This is a genomic window from Desmonostoc muscorum LEGE 12446 (assembly GCF_015207005.2).
Classification (GTDB): domain Bacteria; phylum Cyanobacteriota; class Cyanobacteriia; order Cyanobacteriales; family Nostocaceae; genus Nostoc; species Nostoc muscorum.
In genome coordinates this window covers 611,628-627,963 of the sequence record NZ_JADEXS020000001.1, presented here as the reverse complement: position 1 = coordinate 627,963, position 16,336 = coordinate 611,628, and the positions used below count along the sequence as shown (strand labels likewise).

The window sequence follows — 16,336 nt, the reverse complement described above, 5'->3', positions numbered from 1 at the left end:
AATGAAATATTTAAGGGAAATATCTTATGGATAATCCTAGCCTCGAAATTGATAAAATCCAGTATCAAGTGATGACTCTCGAACGACCAAAAAAACTGAAAATTCTGGTAGTTGACGATGAGCCAGATAATCTCGATCTGCTTTATCGCACTTTTCGACGCGATTTTAATGTTTTGAAAGCTGATAGTGGGGTGAATGCCTTACAAGTTTTGGCAGCAGAAGGGGAGGTAGCGGTGATTATCTCCGACCAACGGATGCCAGAAATGAAAGGAACTGAGTTTCTCAGTAAGACTGTACCTCAGTTTCCCGATACAGTTAGGATAATTCTCACCGGGTTTACTGATATTGAAGACTTGGTAGAAGCGATTAACGCCGGACAAGTCTATAAATATATTACCAAGCCTTGGGACCCAGGGGAACTAAAGGCGGTGGTGCAAAGAGCAGCAGAAACCTACGATTTACTCAAGCAGCGTACAGAAGAACTACGTCGCGCTCATGCTCAAATGGCACTGCTGAGTGTTTTGGTGCAGGTAACTCAAGCAGCTTCTAGCTTAGAAGAAACTCTTACCCCAATTGCTAGGGCTTTTTGTGAAACTTTTGGCACCCAAGGGTGTATTATACAACTTATAGATGGCAATACTCTGGCTGCGACTCAAGGAAATTACAGCGACACAGGTACAGTAGAAAATTGGCTTGACCAAGATACGCTCACCCAAGAAGCGATCGCCACAAAACAAATACAACTTTCCTTGAATATACTTAAAGACGCTAAATTAAATGATGTTATTCACTACCAAAACAGTGGTGTGCAAGCACATTTAGTGATGCCGATTAGCTACCGTAATCAATTATTGGGCGTATTGTCGCTACAGTGGAAACAACCGTGCATTTTGCGGGAAGATGAATTAAAGCTGATTGATCTATCAGCACAACTAGTGGCGATCGCTCTGACTAGTAGTCGCTGCCATCAAACCATTGTGTAATTGTCATTAGTCATTTGTCCAAAGTTCAATGGTAAATGACCAATGACCAATGACCAATGACTAATGACTAATAACTAATGACTAACGAAATTCAGTCCATTTTTAACCGCATTGCTCCAGTTTATGACCAATTGAACGATTGGTTGAGTGCGGGACAGCACCGAATATGGAAAGAAATGGCAGTGAAATGGAGTGCCGCTAAATCCGGTGATACTGCACTAGATTTGTGTTGCGGTAGTGGTGACTTAGCCTTACGTTTGGCACGGCGTGTGGGAGCAAGCGGACAGGTGTATGGAGTAGACTTTTCCCCAAACCTGCTAGAAACGGCCAAAGAACGCTCACAAAAGCAATACCCCCAACCTGTTATCAACTGGGTAGAAGCTGACGTGCTAGATTTACCCTTTGACGATAACCAATTTGATGCCGCAACAATGGGCTACGGTTTAAGAAATGTTAAAGATATTCCCCGCAGTCTACAAGAGTTATACCGCGTCCTGAAGCCGGGTGCTAAAGCCGCGATTTTAGATTTTCATCGACCGAGTAATCCCCAGCTACGCACCTTTCAGCAGTGGTATCTGGACAATTTCGTGGTGCCAGTTGCTGATTATTTGGGCTTAAAGGAAGAATATGCCTACATCAGTCCCAGCTTAGACCGCTTTCCCATCGGCAAAAAGCAAGTAGAGTTAGCTCATGAAGTTGGTTTTGCCGTTGCCACACACTACCCCATTGCGAACGGTATGATGGGAGTGCTAGTAGTCAGCAAATTTTAAATTTTAGATTTGCAATTTTGGATTGCGGACTGCGGAATAGGTAATAGCTAATAGAAAGTCCTTAGTGGTTATTGAAAAATAACTCATGACTAATAACCACCAATTACCAATCCCCAATCCCTAATTTGTAATCTAAAATTAAAAATCCAAAATCCAAAATCCAAAATCCTGTGGACTGGTCTCATCTTTGGCTTTATGTGTCTCCCCCCATACTGGGTGGAATTATTGGCTATTTCACAAATGATATAGCCATCAAAATGTTGTTCCGTCCCTACCGAGCAATTTACATTGCTGGACGAAGAGTACCCTTCACCCCTGGATTAATTCCCCGCAACCAGGAACGTCTGGCTGGGAAAATTTCTAATACAATTATGGGGTCGCTATTAACGCCAGAAGAATTGCAAAATCTGGCACGGCGTCTGTTACAAACAGAACGCGTACAAGGAGCAATTCTCTGGTTGTTGCGGATGGCGATCGAACAAGTCAAAACAGATAAAAACCAGAAAAGCGCTAAAATTGTAGCGGGAATTTTGCGGGATTTATTAGGAGAATCCTTGCCAAGATTACTGAAGGTTTTGTCACGACGGGAAGACTTTTTAGAAGCGCAAATCAATCAAATTTTTGACCAGATATTGCTGGAATTTCAATTGACTGAAGAACAAGCCACGCGCCTTGCTGATTGGTTGTTACAAGTAGTTTTACCGCCAGATGCATTGCGGCAAGCAATAGTTGATTTTTTGACCGATCGCACAATTCAAATAATTGATGAAGGCTTTCGGGAAAAAACCAGTGGTACTTATTGGGTAGTGGCAAATTTGTTTGGTTTACGTAATACTCTCACCCGACTGAGGACTTTTTGCTTAGATGAAAAAGAAGCTACCAATAGTCGTTTGCAGGAATTGACTCAAGATTTGCAAATGCGCGATCGCATTCGCAAATTACTGCAAAATTTATCATTACAAAACTTGCCAATTGGAACTGTCCGCCAACTACGAAAAACCACACGCGAAAGTGTCCGCCATTACGTACAAACCAGTGGCAGTGATTTACTACAAGGGTTAACTGATTCTGTTAATTGGGAAAATATTGCTGTAGTGCTGTTGAATCGTCTGAGTACTTCACCTGTTGTCAATACTTCTTTAGAAGTGATGAGTCAAGAATTGGCTTTCATTTTAGAGAAGTATTTGGAAAAAGATTTAGAGGCAATTGTGGCACAAGCAATTCCGATTTTGTCCATTGATCAAGTGATCGTTGACCGGGTAAAATCAACTTCACCGGCTGATTTAGAAGCTGCGATCGAAGGAATTGTGAAAAATGAATTGCAGGCGATCGTCACTTTAGGTGGTATTTTAGGTTTTGTTGTGGGACTATTTCAAACAGCGTTTTTGTTATTGAGTCAATTTTAATTTTTGATTTGTGTAAAAGTTGTAAATTTAGCAAAATAAGAGGGAAGCGTAAAACTTTCGTTTGTACTCATGTATCTGTATCAGATATTTGATCAAATGGTATTAACTCTGCATTTTTGACTTTTTCCATCAGGATGTCTGCTGCATTTCAGCATAGGCTTCATAAACACCCTTGACGTTGTACCAGTTGAGAAAGATTCGGGCAATTTCTAAAGCTAATTGTGGTTTACCTAAATTAATTAACCATTGCAAAAAAGGAGCCATAGTCCGTTCATTTAGTGCGCCATTGAGTGAAAGAACACCCCAAAGTAAGCGATGTAGCCAAGTCATTTGAATCATCATTCGCACTTCCCATGTGGGGTGTTTTTGATAAAACAAAACTCCCATTCGTCCGCGTTGGATTTCTTTGTCAATTAAGCTTTTGATTTGTTCTAAGTTAAACGGTGGATGCCAGTGATAGCCAACGGCTTCTGGACATTTAATTAGTGTCAAACCTAAGTTTTTCAGCCGCACACCTAGTTCTAAATCTTCCCAGCCATAGAGTTGGAAACTGGTATCAAAAAGTCCGGCTTTTTCTAGCCAATGTTTCGGTATTGCTACATTTCCCGTAGCAAAAAAAGCTGCTGAAAAATCTGTGACTTTGTAGGGTTCAGCCGTTGGATTGTCGAAATTGCAAGTATTGATAACTGCGCCGTAGGTGAAAAAGCGATCGCTCCCCAATTTCTCTTTTCCCTGCACTAGTGCGCTACCATGAGCTTGCAGGAAATTCTTCAGCACTACTAAATCACTATCAATAAAGATAATTGTGTCTCCCTGCGCCTGTTCTACCCCCAAATTCCGCGCCGCCGCAGGGCCAGCATGATCTTGCTGAAAACATCGCACATGGGGAAACTCTTCTTTGTGTGCTGCTAACCACTCCAATGTGCCATCAGTAGAACCATCATCCACCAAGACAATCTCGTAACCAGTCACCGAACTTGGCTGATTTAACTCCTGCACCTCCAAAGCACGGAGGCACTTTTCTAAAATCGGTTGGCGATTATAAGTCGGTATCACAACGCTGAAAAACACAGTCTCACCCATAACACATTTACCCATCTCCAGGATAGGACAGATGGGGCACTGACTCTGTTCCTTACCTGATTCTGCTTACGTAGAACGCCAGGTTTAATAATTCTTAGTTAATTAATATATAACCTAAGCTTAACTTTAATAAACTAAGGTTAGTAAACTAATAGATATTTCTGCATATATAGCGGTTTGCAATTGCCTAGAGTACAGATGTGCTACACTACCCTATGGTTCATTCAAATGAGAATCGCTATAAACGAGGCAATTAATCTTTAATTTATCAAAAACGATAGATTCTTAATTATTTTAAACACAGCGAATTTCATAAACTTAAGAGTTTCTGATGTTAATTCAGTAGAATTTGTTTCTACTAAGTTTTTCCTGTCACACCAGAGGAAAGTTTGATGTCTAAATTGAGTCGCAGACAAATTTTAATATTTTTTGCTGGCAGTGCTGGTGCTGTTGTTTTGGGAGACAAACTCCTAAACGGTGTTGCCAACAGTGCAGAAGCAAAAACCGCACCACTGGGCTTTACACCTGTACGCCTACCACATCCTCTACCAATTTATCAACAGCAGAAAAATTTCTTGCCAACAAAAATTGGTGAAGGAGATGTAGTTAATGCATCTGCGGATGTTAAGTTAACTAGCTACAACGTTCTTGATGATGTGGTAGTGCCGCCAGAGTACGAACGTTATGTAATTGTCAGTTGGGGCGATCGCGTTTTTCCTAACAAAGATGATTATTTCGGCTACAACAACGATTTCACTGGCTTTATTCCCGTTGGAAAAACTAATCATGTAGGGTATTTATGGGTCAATCATGAATACATTAGTTTTCCATTTTCTACTTTAGTAGTGGAAGATTCCTCTGATGTCAAAGGACTACCTGACGCCTTTGAAAGCGTCATTGGTTGGGCTTTACCCTCCACCAGAAATATTGAAGTTGAAGGGGAATTTTTATATAACCAAGGCGGCTCGATTGTCCGCATCTCTCGCCAGAATGCGAGTAAACGTTTTGTTGTGGTCAAAGATGACAAAAATCGCCGGATTCACGGTCTTTCAGGATTGGGAATCAATAGCCAACGCAATGATGACTACAAAAATGTCACGGCTTGGGGAAGTCGCAACCACCAAAAAGGTGACCAAAATTATTTAATTGGGACTGGCCCAGCTGCAAGCCAAGTTTTTAATCTTTCCTCTGATGAAGTAGGTAACAAAATTATTGGTACTGCCTTCAATTGTTCTGGCGGTAAAACTCCTTGGGGAACAATTTTATCCGGGGAAGAAAACTTCCAAAACAGCGTTACCGAAGCAGTCAAAGCTAATGGGACTCAGGCAAGTTACACAGATAAAACTATTGGTAAGACTTTCGGATTAGTTGGCGAAAAATACGGCTGGATTGTAGAAATTGATCCCACGAATCCAAAATTTCGCCCCCGCAAACATACTTCCTTGGGTCGTTTCCGTCATGAAAATGTTGCTGTGCGTGCTGAAAAAGGCAAGAAATTGGTTGCTTACTTAGGTGATGACAGACGTGGGGGACACACTTGGAAATTTGTCAGTGCTAGTACCATCTCGTCGCCAACGAGTAAAAGCAACAGTAAGTTGTGGGAAAATGGAACTTTATATGTTGCCCGCTACAATCCAGACGGTACAGGTAAGTGGATACCGTTACTTTTAAGTACTGCTACCAATCCAATTGCGCCGACAGTTCTATCTTCTGTAGAATTTGCTGCGTTGCAGAAAGCACAAAAAGAAGGTCTTTTACCACTACCGAGACGTGATGGCATAGCAGGTGAAACCAAAGATGGTGGTACCTTTAAATGCGATCGCACTAATGAAGCCAAAGCACTACCTGATTATCAAAATAAAAAGCTATCTGACTTCTACTCTAGCCAAGGTGCCGTACTCACTGACGCCTTTTTAGCTGCAAACTTAGTCGGGGGAACTCCCACAGCGCGTCCAGAAGATTTAGAAGTGCATCCAACTACCAAAGAAGTTTTCATCGCCTATACTGATGGTGCCCCAGGTAGCGATGGTTATCCTGATTCCCGAATTTTTCAAGTTGCCAAGTTAAGTACAGATGCTAACGGGACGCAGCAATCAGGAGGACTGTACAAGATTATTGAAGATAGCGCTGATGGTACGGGTTTAACCTTTAAATGGCAGAGATTTGTCCAAGGTGGTGAAGCTGGTTCTGTGAATGGTGCTGGTTTTGCCAACGTCGATAATTTAGTTTTTGACGATCGGGCAAATGTTTGGGGAGTCACAGATATGTCTACTGGCACTCACAATGGTTTTGATGTGGGTGCTGAAGGTAAGCAAACCAAAATCGATCACACAGCTAGCGGTAATGTTTCTGATTTTACAGGAGTATTCGGTAATAATTGGCTGTTTTTTATCCCCACCAGGGGTGCAAATGCCGGACAGGTGGTACCGTTTGCCTATGGGCCAGTGCGTTGTGAGATGACAGGGCCAAGTTTTGTGGGGAATACACTGATTATTTCAGTACAACATCCTGGTGAAGATTGTCCAATTAATGATGGCACGATTCTGAGTCGCAGCATTGAATTACTGGATTTGAATGGTAGTACATTCAATCAAACTCGGAGTTTACCTCGTGGTAGTAGTTGGCCGAGTAATATTTCCAAGGCTGATGGTGGTAAGGGTCAAGCTACAGGCGTTCCCCGGCCATCTGTAATTGGTATCCGCCCGAAAAATTCTCGCAGCACGTTTATTTAAGGGATTAGCAAAACATTAAAGGCGATCGCAGTCTCAGTCTGGATCGCCTTTTCCTATGAGTGGAAAATTGTTAGGGATTACCAAGAAATAAATTATCCAATCTTGTGGGGTGGGCATCTTGCCATTGGTGTCAAGTAACGCGAAACGGGCGGTTAGAAACCGCGTCTACACTAAACTTTACCTGCCTACGCAGGTTTCAAAACCCTTAATTTTCTGTTAGGACAAGGTAGGCGGACGAAAGCCTGTGTAGCCAAGCCACTGCGTTGGGGAGGCAGTGCGGTCTTCTCCCAAGGGGAGACGCCAACAGCGTTAGCGAGTCCGCGAGCGTCTGGGGGTTTCCCCCATGAGCAACTGCCGTCGGCTCTGCCGACTTGTTCGCGCAGCGTCTCCCCTTGGGAGAAGCAAGTGGCGCGCGAATTCTATTCGCCAGGCTTAAGTTGATACGTATGACAGCTGTGCGCCCCTACGATAACCTGTACCTCACCAAGCTGCAATCTGCTGTAAATAGGCTCTCATTTAACAAATTCTGGTAGTTCTATCCAAAAGCGACTACCTTGGGAGACTTCTGACTCCATACCTACTTGTCCGCCCATGCGTTCAATGCCTTTACGGACGATCGCTAGTCCGATTCCAGTGCCAGGGTAGGCTTCGATGCTGTGCAGACGCTCGAAAACACCAAAAATCCGCTCCCAATGCTGTGGTGAGATGCCTATGCCATTGTCTTCTAACCACAAGCGTACCCAGGGTTCGCGGTGTTCTGCCCATATTCTGACTTGGGGTTGAATTCCAGGAGCTACAAACTTGATGGCATTGGTTACTAAATTGGTGATAATCTGCTCCACGGTGCGGTAGTTTCCCACAACTTCCAGCAGAGGTTCTGTAATTGTCACTTGGGCTTGCTTTTGTTGCAGAGATACTTCTAATTGCCTCAGCACTTGCTTGACTAGTGAGTTGAGGTTAATTGGCTGCAGCGGCAAATCAATGCGACTCAAGCGGCTGTATTCTAATAAGTCTACCAGTAGGTTGTCCATGCGGTCTACGTTACTGGCGATGCGATAAAGTAAATCTTGCCCGCCTGAATTCAATACGGTTTCGTAGTCTTCTAAAAGAATAGTGGCAAATCCCCGAATGGCACGCAGAGGTTCCTGTAAGTCGTGGGAGATGGAGTAGGCAAAGGCTTCTAAGGCACTGTTGGCTTCTTCAAGCTGTTCTGTGCGGTTGTGAACTAGTTGTTCTAGTTGTTCGGTGTAGCGTTGCAATTGTTCGCGCAGGCGGGATTGCTGGATGGCGATCGCTAACTGATTTGCCACCTCGCGGGCAATTTCCACATCTTCTTCAGTTAATGACCACGGTTGAATTACTCCCACGTTCAAGGAACCGATTAGCTGTTGTTGAGCAATTACAGGTACATTCATAATTAAGCGAATGCCTTGGTCGAACAGCCGCTGTTGAACGCGATAAGGTCTGGGATGGTCAGCGAGGTTTTCAATCATCATCACCTGGTTTTGTTGCAAGTTTTCAATGTTGCCAAAATCATGTAATGAGAAAGTTTCACCAATGGCAAAGCCAATGCGATCGCTTGACTGAACAGCTAAAACAGTAGCTTGTTCATTTTCCCAATCAAACAATGTTACATCCAATAATTGACAAGGAAGTAAGGGATAAGTCGAAGCCAGAGCCGCTTTCGCAATTCCGGTGGGAGAGATTGCCCCCAAAATCGACCGATCTAACTCCTGGAGAGTCTGTAATCTTGTCGCATACCGTTTTAGTGCTTCTTCTGAGCGTTTGCGCCCGGTAATATCTTCCACTAGCCCATCAATCACCACTTCTGCATTAGTTATATTGAGAGTTTCATTCACTGATACCCATATATAACTACCATCTATTCTACGTATTCTTAATTCTCGTTCTCGTCTTTTCTGTGGTGTAATATCTCCGGCTCTAGAAAAAATCTCATTAAAGCTACTATTACCCTGAATTTCTTCTAGAGAATTAAGTCTGAGAAGTCTAAGAAATGCGCTGTTAACTTCTAACAGTTGTCCGTCAGGAATTGCCCGAAACACGCCGACATTTAATTGATTGAGTAGAGATTGCAAGCGGTTCTCTAAAAAGCTAGCTCTTTGCCGAGTTTGGTTGCGTTCTAAGACAGACCTCACCGTTGCGGATAAACGAACTAAGTGCTTGGGTGACTTCAAGATGTAATCATCAAGTCCGCTTTTCATGGCCTCAACGGCTATTTCCTGATTGCCTGTATTTGTAAACATAATTACGGGGCGATCGGGATAGCGGTTCTTCAGGAGATGCAATATTTCTAAACCATTGTTCCAACGCAGTTGATAATCGGTGATTGTCAAATCAAAACAACCTGCTACCAGTGCTTGCTCAAAGTTTTCTGGTTCACCCACTTCCACTATTTCTACACCAGGAAATTCTCGCCGCATCTCCCGGATAATCATGAAACGGTCGTTTGGATTGTCGTCAATAATCAGAATGTGCATGAGAAGCCAAAATTGATGCTTGAGAAGCTCTAAGTGCAGAATGTAATTCGTAATTCGTAATTCGTAATTCGTAATTAAGAAGCTTAGATGCAGCAAGACTTTGCTGATTTACATCTGTTGCTTCATTTTGAAGAATTGCTATAAATCTTTCGGTGTCGTACTCTCGACAATAATACAGTTGACTAACGAATCTCACTTAGTTAAAGCTATTTTCACATCGATAGACCATGCTCTAAGGGTTTAGCAATACTAAACCCATACCACAGAATAGCTCAATCAACTGAATTTCTTCATGAATTACGAATTACGAATTACGAATTATGAATTACTTAATGATGCCTTTTCTAGGCTAAACCATTAATCGCTGTAAACCAACGGCTGTTGATTTAAGTTCAGCCAATAGGCATCAAGTAACTTTATCATTGCAGTCAAGTCACTAAATGCTACAGGTTTAACTAAATAGGAATTGACACCCAAATCATAAGCTTTATGAACATCGGTTATTTCTTTAGAAGTCGTCAGCACAATAACTGGTAAGCGTCTGAGTTCAGGTTGTTGCTTGAGCCACTCCAAAACTTCAAACCCAGATTTGCGGGGCATTTTCAGGTCTAACAAAATCAGTATCGGCAAAGGGTAGCATTCTCGATCAGCATATTCTCCTTCACCACACAGGTAAGAAATAGCGGCTTCTCCGTTGCTGACAACTTGTAGGGGTTGCATCAGATTAGCTTTGCGTAAAGCACGACGAATTAACAGGACTTGATCGGAATCGTCTTCTGCTAGTAAGATTGTCTGCTGCTCTATGTTCATGTTTTCGTCGGAAGTTTTTGTAGTTGAATCCAAAAGCGACTGCCTTGACCTACTATTGACTCTACACCGACCTGTCCCCCCATACGTTCAACGCCTTTGCGGACAATTGCCAAGCCAATGCCAGAACCAGGATAACTGTCTTGAGTATGTAATCTTTCAAACACGTTAAAAATTCGCTGCTGATGTTCTGGTGCAATGCCAATACCGTTATCTTCTACCCAGAGGCGAATGGAAGACGCGGGGGATGAGGGGGATGAGGGGGATGAGGGGGATGAGGGGGATGAGGAAGTATTTTCTCCCTCATCTCCCCCCTCTTTCCCTACGATTTCTGCCCATATACGAATTTGGGGTTGTCTATTAGCGGGTACAAATTTAATGGCGTTACTCAGTAGGTTTACAAGTACTTGTACTAAAATTGTGCGATGACCTGTAACTTCTGGAAGCGGTTGTTCTAGGTTTACCTGAGCTTGTGCCGATGGGCTACGCCCCGCCTTTGGCGATCGCAATTCTACTTCTAGTTGGTTGATGGCTTCTGTAACAATATCTGTCAGATCAAGTACACGCAGCTTAATTTCTACCCGACTCAAGCGCGAGTAGTCAAGTAGGTCTTGAATTAGTCCATCCATCCGTTCAGCAGAGGCGACAATCCTTTGGATATAATCTTGGCCATCGCTGTCTAAGCGATCGCTATAATCTTCCTGTAGTGCTTGAGCTAAACCTTGCATCGATCGCAAAGGAGCGCGTAGGTCATGGGAAACTGAATAACCAAAGGTTTCAAGTTCTTTGTTGGCTTCAACTAAGGCGGCTGTCCGTTCGGCGACTCGTTGCTCTAATTCGTTGGCATAGTTCTGCACCGCCTCTGCCATTTCACGATAGCCAGTTTCACTTTCTCGCAGCTTTAACTCTGTGCGTCTCCAAGCAGCATTCAATTCGCTAGTTAGCACCGATACAATCACAAATAACCCCAGGCGGATAAAGCCATCCAGGGTTAAAATACTCAGTGAATAAGTTGGTGGTAAGAAAAAGTAAGTGATAGCCAAGCTACACAGGAAAGTTGCAAATAAACTTGAGCCGCGAGTTCCATACCACGAACTCAGCACCACAGCGGCAAAAAACACAGAAAAGGTAATGTTCTCTAACAGTGGCGATACAAGTAGAGAAAATAACAGTGCTAAACCGCTGGCGAGTACAGCGATACCATAGCTTTTTTGCCAGGAACGGTTTTTACTTTCCATTATTGACACTTTTCAGCCTCAAGGCGTGGAGATTCTTCGTTCATCGCCCTGCACCTTAGTTGCATCGACCTGCACCTTAGTTGCATCGCCCTGCACCTTAGTTGCATCGCCCTGCACCTTAGTTGCATCGCCCTGCACCTTAGTTGCATCGCCCTGCACCTTAGTTGCATCGCCCTGCACCTTAGTTGCATCGACCTGCACCTTTGATGCATCGCCCTGCACCTTAGTTGCATTTTGCTAACACACAAAATTTACACAATAACAATTACGAATTACGAATTACGAATTACAAATTATTTTTGCACTAAGTTAGCAATGGTTTCAATTAACTGGGCTGGATCTATTGGCTTGCTAATATGAGCTTGAAAACCTGCTTCCATCGCTTGCTGTTCGTTGCCTTCTCCAGCATACGCTGTGAGAGCGATCGCTAAAATTTGCCCTCCTTGTTCTCGACTCATTGACCTGATTTGTCTCAGTAGCATATAACCATCCATTTCTGGCATTCCGATATCGCTCACGAGTAAATCTGGCTTCCACTGTGGTAATATTTCCAATACTTCTGTTGCTGATGACACAGCTGTAACAGTGGCTCCAGACTGTTGGAGTATGAAGCTAACTAACTCTAGAGAATCAGGCTCGTCATCTACAACTAAAATTTTCAGACCATTAAAAGCCGCAGTATTGCTGACTGTTGCATCGCTTTCTTTACTACTATCAACGGCATCAGTAAGTATCATCGGCAACTGAACAATAAAGGTTGCTCCCTGGCCTTCTCCTAAACTTTCTGCCGAGACAGTTCCACCATGCATTTCTACTAAATAACGCACAATTGCTAATCCCAAACCTAAGCCGCCAAATTTTCTAGTGGTTGCACTATCGGCTTGACGAAAGGTTTCAAACACATAAGGCAGAAAATCTGGGCTGATTCCTTTGCCTGTGTCTCTAACTCTGATTTGTACCTGAAAATCGATTTGCTCTAAATAAATCTCAACTTGTCCGCCTTCAGGAGTAAATTTAATGGCGTTGGAAAGGAGATTCCAGACAATTTGTTGCAAGCGCCCTGCATCCCCAAACACTTGACCAACGGCAGGATCGAGAGCAGAATAAATTTGAATTAATTTCGCTTCCGCTGATAGTCGTACTGTTTCCATCGCGGCTCGAATAATGGTTGCCAAATCAACTGGGCAAACATTGAGACTAAGTTTACCTCGCAAGATGCGGGAAATATCTAACAAGTCTTCAATCAGTTTAGTTTGTAACTTAGCATTACGTTCAATGGTTTCCAGAGCTAAAGCAGTCTTTTTTTCATCTAATTTGTTGCTACGCAGAAGTTTTGCCCAACCCAAAATCGGATTTAGGGGAGTTCTGATTTCGTGAGACAAAACAGCGAGAAACTCATCTTTAATGCGATTTGCATCTATTGATTGCTGGTAAAGCCGAGCATTGTCGATTGCTATGGCTGCCCGCTGAGCTAGGGCTTGAGCCATATTTAAGTTACTGTGAGTGTAGCGACGGTTTCCTTGGGTGCTAATCAAAGTAATGGTACCTAGCTTGCGTAGGCGCAGCCCACCGTAGGCATCCCCAGCGACTAGGGGCACAATTATATAAGATTGGATATTTATCTGGCGCATCAACCGTTGGGTTTCTGCGTCCTGGTTCATCGCTAGTAAAAAAGAATCCGCCGCCACATCAGTAACTAATTCTGGTTCGCCTGTTTGCAAAACCTTTCTCACACCAAAATCAGTATCCGCTGAGATGGAATAAAACCGTCTGAGTACGAGTGCTAGTGCTTCTTTTTCCGGAGTAGTTGCTGCAACAACTGGTTCCTCAAATACTGTCAAATTATTGTCAACGATATCAATAAAACAGCAATCAGCTAAAGTTGGAACCACCAAGTGGGCTAATTTTGCCAGAGTTGTGCGGTAATCGAGGGAAGATACGAGCAATCGACTGGCTTCTGAGAGTAAACTGTAATTTTGCTTTTCAGCTTCAGCTTCCATGCGGGCGGCTTGTTCGCTGATGAGGAGTTGCTCTCGTTCTAACTCTACTCGTTTGCGTTGCATAGCTTGCCGATAGGCATCGCTAATATCTTCTACCAAGCCATCAATGATAGCTTTACCATCGATTTTGCTGAAGATTTTACTTACACGCACCCAAATCAAACTACCATCAGCTCGTCGCAATTGCATTTCGCGATCGCGCACTTCACCATTTTCTCGCAGTTGATTAATTAGCTGAGTATAATCTTCTGGCTGAAAATAAAGCTCAATGAACCGACTCGCTTGCTCTTGGGGTAAGGCTCCCAACCCAATCAAACGCAGGAATGCTGGGTTGCATTCCAATAAAGAACCATCAAAAGTTGCCCGATAAATCCCAACATTTAAGCGGTTGAGCAGAGTTTGAAACCGAATTTCTAAATTTGCGGCTTTTTGGCGAGTTTCAGCTCGTTCTAGTGCCGATCGCACTGCCACTGTTAAGCGTACCTGGTGCTGAGGAGATTTGATCACATAGTCATCCAATCCAGACTTCATGGCCTCCACAGCAATCTCCTGAGTGCCGCTGTTGGTGAACATAATCACAGGACAGTTAGGATAACTAGCTTTAATTGCGTGTAGTACTTCTATCCCATTACTCCAGCGCAATTGATAATCGGTGACAACCAAGTTAAATTGCCCCCTCTGCAATGCCTCGGCGAAGTCTTCTGCTGCGCCAACTTGTTCTAGTTGGAGATCAGAAAACTCACGTTCCAATTGCCGAATTGCTAAAAGGCGATCGTTCGGATTGTCATCAATCAAGAGAATTCGTAACATTTGATTTAGCTACAAGTCCGATTTCCTTCAAATCATAAGCCTAAAAGTAGCCTCAGGGTACTCCAGATTGAGGAATAGACCTCTTGCATAAATCAAAAATAAAGAACCCCACCCCGCATATGCTTACGCAAACGCTCCCCTCCCCTTACCAAGGGGAGGGGTTGGGGGTGGGGTGTCAGGGACTTTTGCAAGAGACTCCATGAACACAGTGAGCGCAAAGCGCACGCTACGCGAGCACAAGGATGGAATGAAAATATCTCTTTCCCAGTCCCCAATCCCCAATCCCCAGTCTCTATTTTTAAGGCAGGTCTAATGATTTCAGAACAGATTTGATACAGCGTATTTCAGCTAAATGAAGTACACGGGTAGGGGCACAGCCATGTTCCCTACAATTATCTGTACCTCACCAAATTCCAATTTGCTGTATTTCCTACTAGCGATTTGTACAGGGATACTCATCCCCCCAACTTTTGGCAATTCCCCATTCCCCAATAAGTTAGAGTGAATAAATAGAATCAACTTGGCTTAGCTGTTTTATGAATTCCCGCCGCATTCTCAAAGCTGGTGAATCTTATACCTTTAGCCGATATTTTGAATTACCCTTTACTATTGATGATATTTTAGCCGAGTTAAATTGTACTTTTGAAAGGAGAAATTTAACTCTACCTGAATCTTCAGAAATTTTCGATTTACAGTTTTTACAGCATCAGCTTCAGCGTAATTTATCTCACATCGATTTAGTTAATGAAACTGCTAGACGTGAAGCTTTAATTGGTCCGATTTTGTTTCAAGTCTGCGATTTAACTAATCAGCGACTCAATATAGAATATTCTATTGCCGTTAACGACTATCTGAAAGGAACTCTCGACTATTATATTGCAGCGCCTCAAAATTTATTGGTCATCGAAGCGAAACAATCAGATTTAGTTAGAGGATTTACTCAACTTGCTATTGAATTAATTGCACTGGATGAATGGACTAAATCCACATCTGAACTTCTGTATGGAGCAGTTACGACTGGTGAAGACTGGCGTTTTGGAGTTTACCATCGCGCAAATCGCCAGGTGACTCAAGACCAAAAACGCTATCAAGTTCCAGAAGATTTATCGTTGCTTGTGAAAATACTTGTAGGGATTATTAATGGTTATTAAACGACTCGGCAGACTCGACGCTTTTACTTAGGGATATTGTTCTTGACTCATTAACACTTGCCGTTGAAGCACACGATTGGGAAGGTTAAATTGAAGTAACTTTGCAGTCCCTTGACCAATCTGAGTTTTCCCCTCTATTCTCGCGCCTTCAATATAGAAATGTTCATCCCAAACCTGACAACGAAGGTTAAACAACGGCACAATTTCTCGTGTAATCGAATCTATGGTAGCGAAATCAGAACCTTTACGGCGATTGCATGATAAACATGAAAGTGCCAAGTTTTCGATAATAGTTTCGCCCCCATGCTTCAGAGCAATAATATGGTCTACTTCATGGGTATAAATTGAAAAATCCTGGTGAATTAGGCAATATTCACAACGCCCCGAAGCTTTTTTAACGACAAGCTGACGAAGTTCCTTAGAAATTGGATGAGAACTCATGTTAGGCGATCGCTTTTTAAAGCTCGTGCTTTGAGTAAAACCATCATATATTCTAATTGCTCGTAAACATCTAATTCTGCCAACTCCATTGGAGTGAGTGTTGTAGAACGGTTTTTTTCTAGTAATGCTTGTAGCTGCATTTGGGCTTGTGGCGAGACTTTAAAAGCAAGAATTTCTTCTGGCGTTGGACGCTTAATTAAAAAATCAATAACTTCTTGATAAACTGCCGGAATATCTATAGTTTCTGTTTGATTTTTTGGCTGAGCAGTTGTTTGGATGTTATCAATATCCAGTAGTCGCCGAAGTAATTCGGGTAACTGATTTTGCAGAGGTTCTAAACGTTGAGCCAAATCATCCGGAATTTGAATAGTTAATTCTGCCATTTTTCTTATTAAGTAAAGGGCTTTATTCTCACTC

General features: G+C 42.9%; 14 protein-coding genes. 5 read left to right on the top strand and 9 right to left on the bottom strand.

The features are described 5' to 3' along the window. The first annotated feature begins 26 nt into the window (after nucleotides 1-26). The 3 genes from IQ276_RS02670 to IQ276_RS02660 all read left to right on the top strand — a co-directional run bounded on the left by IQ276_RS02670 (nucleotide 27) and on the right by IQ276_RS02660 (nucleotide 3,159). Complete coding sequence (locus IQ276_RS02670) at nucleotides 27-983, top strand: response regulator (RefSeq protein WP_193917915.1); 957 nt, start codon at nucleotides 27-29, stop codon at nucleotides 981-983. 77 nt (nucleotides 984-1,060) lie between these two features. Further along, on the top strand, nucleotides 1,061-1,753 hold the full coding sequence (gene ubiE / locus IQ276_RS02665; RefSeq protein WP_190875791.1) for a bifunctional demethylmenaquinone methyltransferase/2-methoxy-6-polyprenyl-1,4-benzoquinol methylase UbiE: 693 nt from the start codon (nucleotides 1,061-1,063) through the stop codon (nucleotides 1,751-1,753). A gap of 170 nt (nucleotides 1,754-1,923) precedes the next feature. Then, on the top strand, nucleotides 1,924-3,159 hold the full coding sequence (locus IQ276_RS02660) for a DUF445 domain-containing protein (protein WP_190875790.1): 1,236 nt from the start codon (nucleotides 1,924-1,926) through the stop codon (nucleotides 3,157-3,159). Nucleotides 3,160-3,288: 129 nt separating this feature from the next. Here IQ276_RS02660 and IQ276_RS02655 read toward each other — a convergent pair whose 3' ends face one another. Then, nucleotides 3,289-4,257, bottom strand: a complete 969-nt coding sequence (locus tag IQ276_RS02655) for a glycosyltransferase family 2 protein (RefSeq protein ID WP_193917917.1) — start codon at nucleotides 4,255-4,257, stop codon at nucleotides 3,289-3,291. 377 nt (nucleotides 4,258-4,634) lie between these two features. On the opposite strand from IQ276_RS02655, the gene IQ276_RS02650 reads away from it, so the two are divergent. Then, nucleotides 4,635-6,974: a PhoX family protein gene (locus IQ276_RS02650; protein WP_193917919.1), complete on the top strand. Its 2,340-nt coding sequence runs from the start codon at nucleotides 4,635-4,637 to the stop codon at nucleotides 6,972-6,974. 512 nt (nucleotides 6,975-7,486) lie between these two features. Here IQ276_RS02650 and IQ276_RS02645 read toward each other — a convergent pair. The 6 genes from IQ276_RS02645 to IQ276_RS02620 form a co-directional block, all read right to left on the bottom strand. Beyond that, on the bottom strand, nucleotides 7,487-9,472 hold the full coding sequence (locus tag IQ276_RS02645) for an ATP-binding protein (protein WP_193917921.1): 1,986 nt from the start codon (nucleotides 9,470-9,472) through the stop codon (nucleotides 7,487-7,489). Next, nucleotides 9,453-9,668, bottom strand: a complete 216-nt coding sequence (locus tag IQ276_RS02640; RefSeq protein WP_235115371.1) for a hypothetical protein — start codon at nucleotides 9,666-9,668, stop codon at nucleotides 9,453-9,455. Before IQ276_RS02640 ends, IQ276_RS02645 begins: the two co-directional genes overlap by 20 nt. Before the next feature lie 161 nt (nucleotides 9,669-9,829). Continuing rightward, complete coding sequence (locus IQ276_RS02635; RefSeq protein WP_193917922.1) at nucleotides 9,830-10,282, bottom strand: response regulator; 453 nt, start codon at nucleotides 10,280-10,282, stop codon at nucleotides 9,830-9,832. Continuing rightward, complete coding sequence (locus IQ276_RS02630; RefSeq protein WP_235115370.1) at nucleotides 10,279-11,517, bottom strand: PAS domain-containing sensor histidine kinase; 1,239 nt, start codon at nucleotides 11,515-11,517, stop codon at nucleotides 10,279-10,281. The genes IQ276_RS02635 and IQ276_RS02630 overlap by 4 nt, the downstream gene beginning before the upstream one ends. 18 nt (nucleotides 11,518-11,535) lie before the next feature. Next, on the bottom strand, nucleotides 11,536-11,739 hold the full coding sequence (locus IQ276_RS02625) for a hypothetical protein (RefSeq protein ID WP_235115369.1): 204 nt from the start codon (nucleotides 11,737-11,739) through the stop codon (nucleotides 11,536-11,538). Nucleotides 11,740-11,810: 71 nt separating this feature from the next. Beyond that, entirely contained in the window at nucleotides 11,811-14,327 is a 2,517-nt protein-coding gene (locus tag IQ276_RS02620) for a response regulator (RefSeq protein WP_193923780.1), read from the bottom strand. 536 nt (nucleotides 14,328-14,863) lie between these two features. On the opposite strand from IQ276_RS02620, the gene IQ276_RS02615 reads away from it, so the two are divergent. After that, entirely contained in the window at nucleotides 14,864-15,478 is a 615-nt protein-coding gene (locus tag IQ276_RS02615) for a hypothetical protein (RefSeq protein ID WP_190884480.1), read from the top strand. A 27-nt stretch (nucleotides 15,479-15,505) separates the two neighbouring features. Here the strand turns inward: IQ276_RS02615 and IQ276_RS02610 are convergent, their stop codons facing one another. Both IQ276_RS02610 and IQ276_RS02605 read right to left on the bottom strand, forming a co-directional pair. Then, nucleotides 15,506-15,919: an HNH endonuclease gene (locus IQ276_RS02610; protein WP_193925491.1), complete on the bottom strand. Its 414-nt coding sequence runs from the start codon at nucleotides 15,917-15,919 to the stop codon at nucleotides 15,506-15,508. After that, nucleotides 15,916-16,302 (bottom strand): hypothetical protein, encoded by a 387-nt coding sequence (locus IQ276_RS02605; protein WP_193925489.1) that lies wholly within the window; start codon nucleotides 16,300-16,302, stop codon nucleotides 15,916-15,918. Before IQ276_RS02605 ends, IQ276_RS02610 begins: the two co-directional genes overlap by 4 nt. Nucleotides 16,303-16,336: the final 34 nt, after the last annotated feature.

Coding starts and splice junctions, on each gene's coding strand:
- IQ276_RS02670 (WP_193917915.1), top strand. CDS start 27: ATGGATAATCCTAGCCTCGAAATTGATAAAATCCAGTATCAAGTGATG.
- ubiE (WP_190875791.1), top strand. CDS start 1,061: ATGACTAACGAAATTCAGTCCATTTTTAACCGCATTGCTCCAGTTTAT.
- IQ276_RS02655 (WP_193917917.1), bottom strand. CDS start 4,257: ATGGGTAAATGTGTTATGGGTGAGACTGTGTTTTTCAGCGTTGTGATA.
- IQ276_RS02650 (WP_193917919.1), top strand. CDS start 4,635: ATGTCTAAATTGAGTCGCAGACAAATTTTAATATTTTTTGCTGGCAGT.
- IQ276_RS02645 (WP_193917921.1), bottom strand. CDS start 9,472: ATGCACATTCTGATTATTGACGACAATCCAAACGACCGTTTCATGATT.
- IQ276_RS02635 (WP_193917922.1), bottom strand. CDS start 10,282: ATGAACATAGAGCAGCAGACAATCTTACTAGCAGAAGACGATTCCGAT.
- IQ276_RS02630 (WP_235115370.1), bottom strand. CDS start 11,517: ATGGAAAGTAAAAACCGTTCCTGGCAAAAAAGCTATGGTATCGCTGTA.
- IQ276_RS02620 (WP_193923780.1), bottom strand. CDS start 14,327: ATGTTACGAATTCTCTTGATTGATGACAATCCGAACGATCGCCTTTTA.
- IQ276_RS02615 (WP_190884480.1), top strand. CDS start 14,864: ATGAATTCCCGCCGCATTCTCAAAGCTGGTGAATCTTATACCTTTAGC.
- IQ276_RS02610 (WP_193925491.1), bottom strand. CDS start 15,919: ATGAGTTCTCATCCAATTTCTAAGGAACTTCGTCAGCTTGTCGTTAAA.
- IQ276_RS02605 (WP_193925489.1), bottom strand. CDS start 16,302: ATGGCAGAATTAACTATTCAAATTCCGGATGATTTGGCTCAACGTTTA.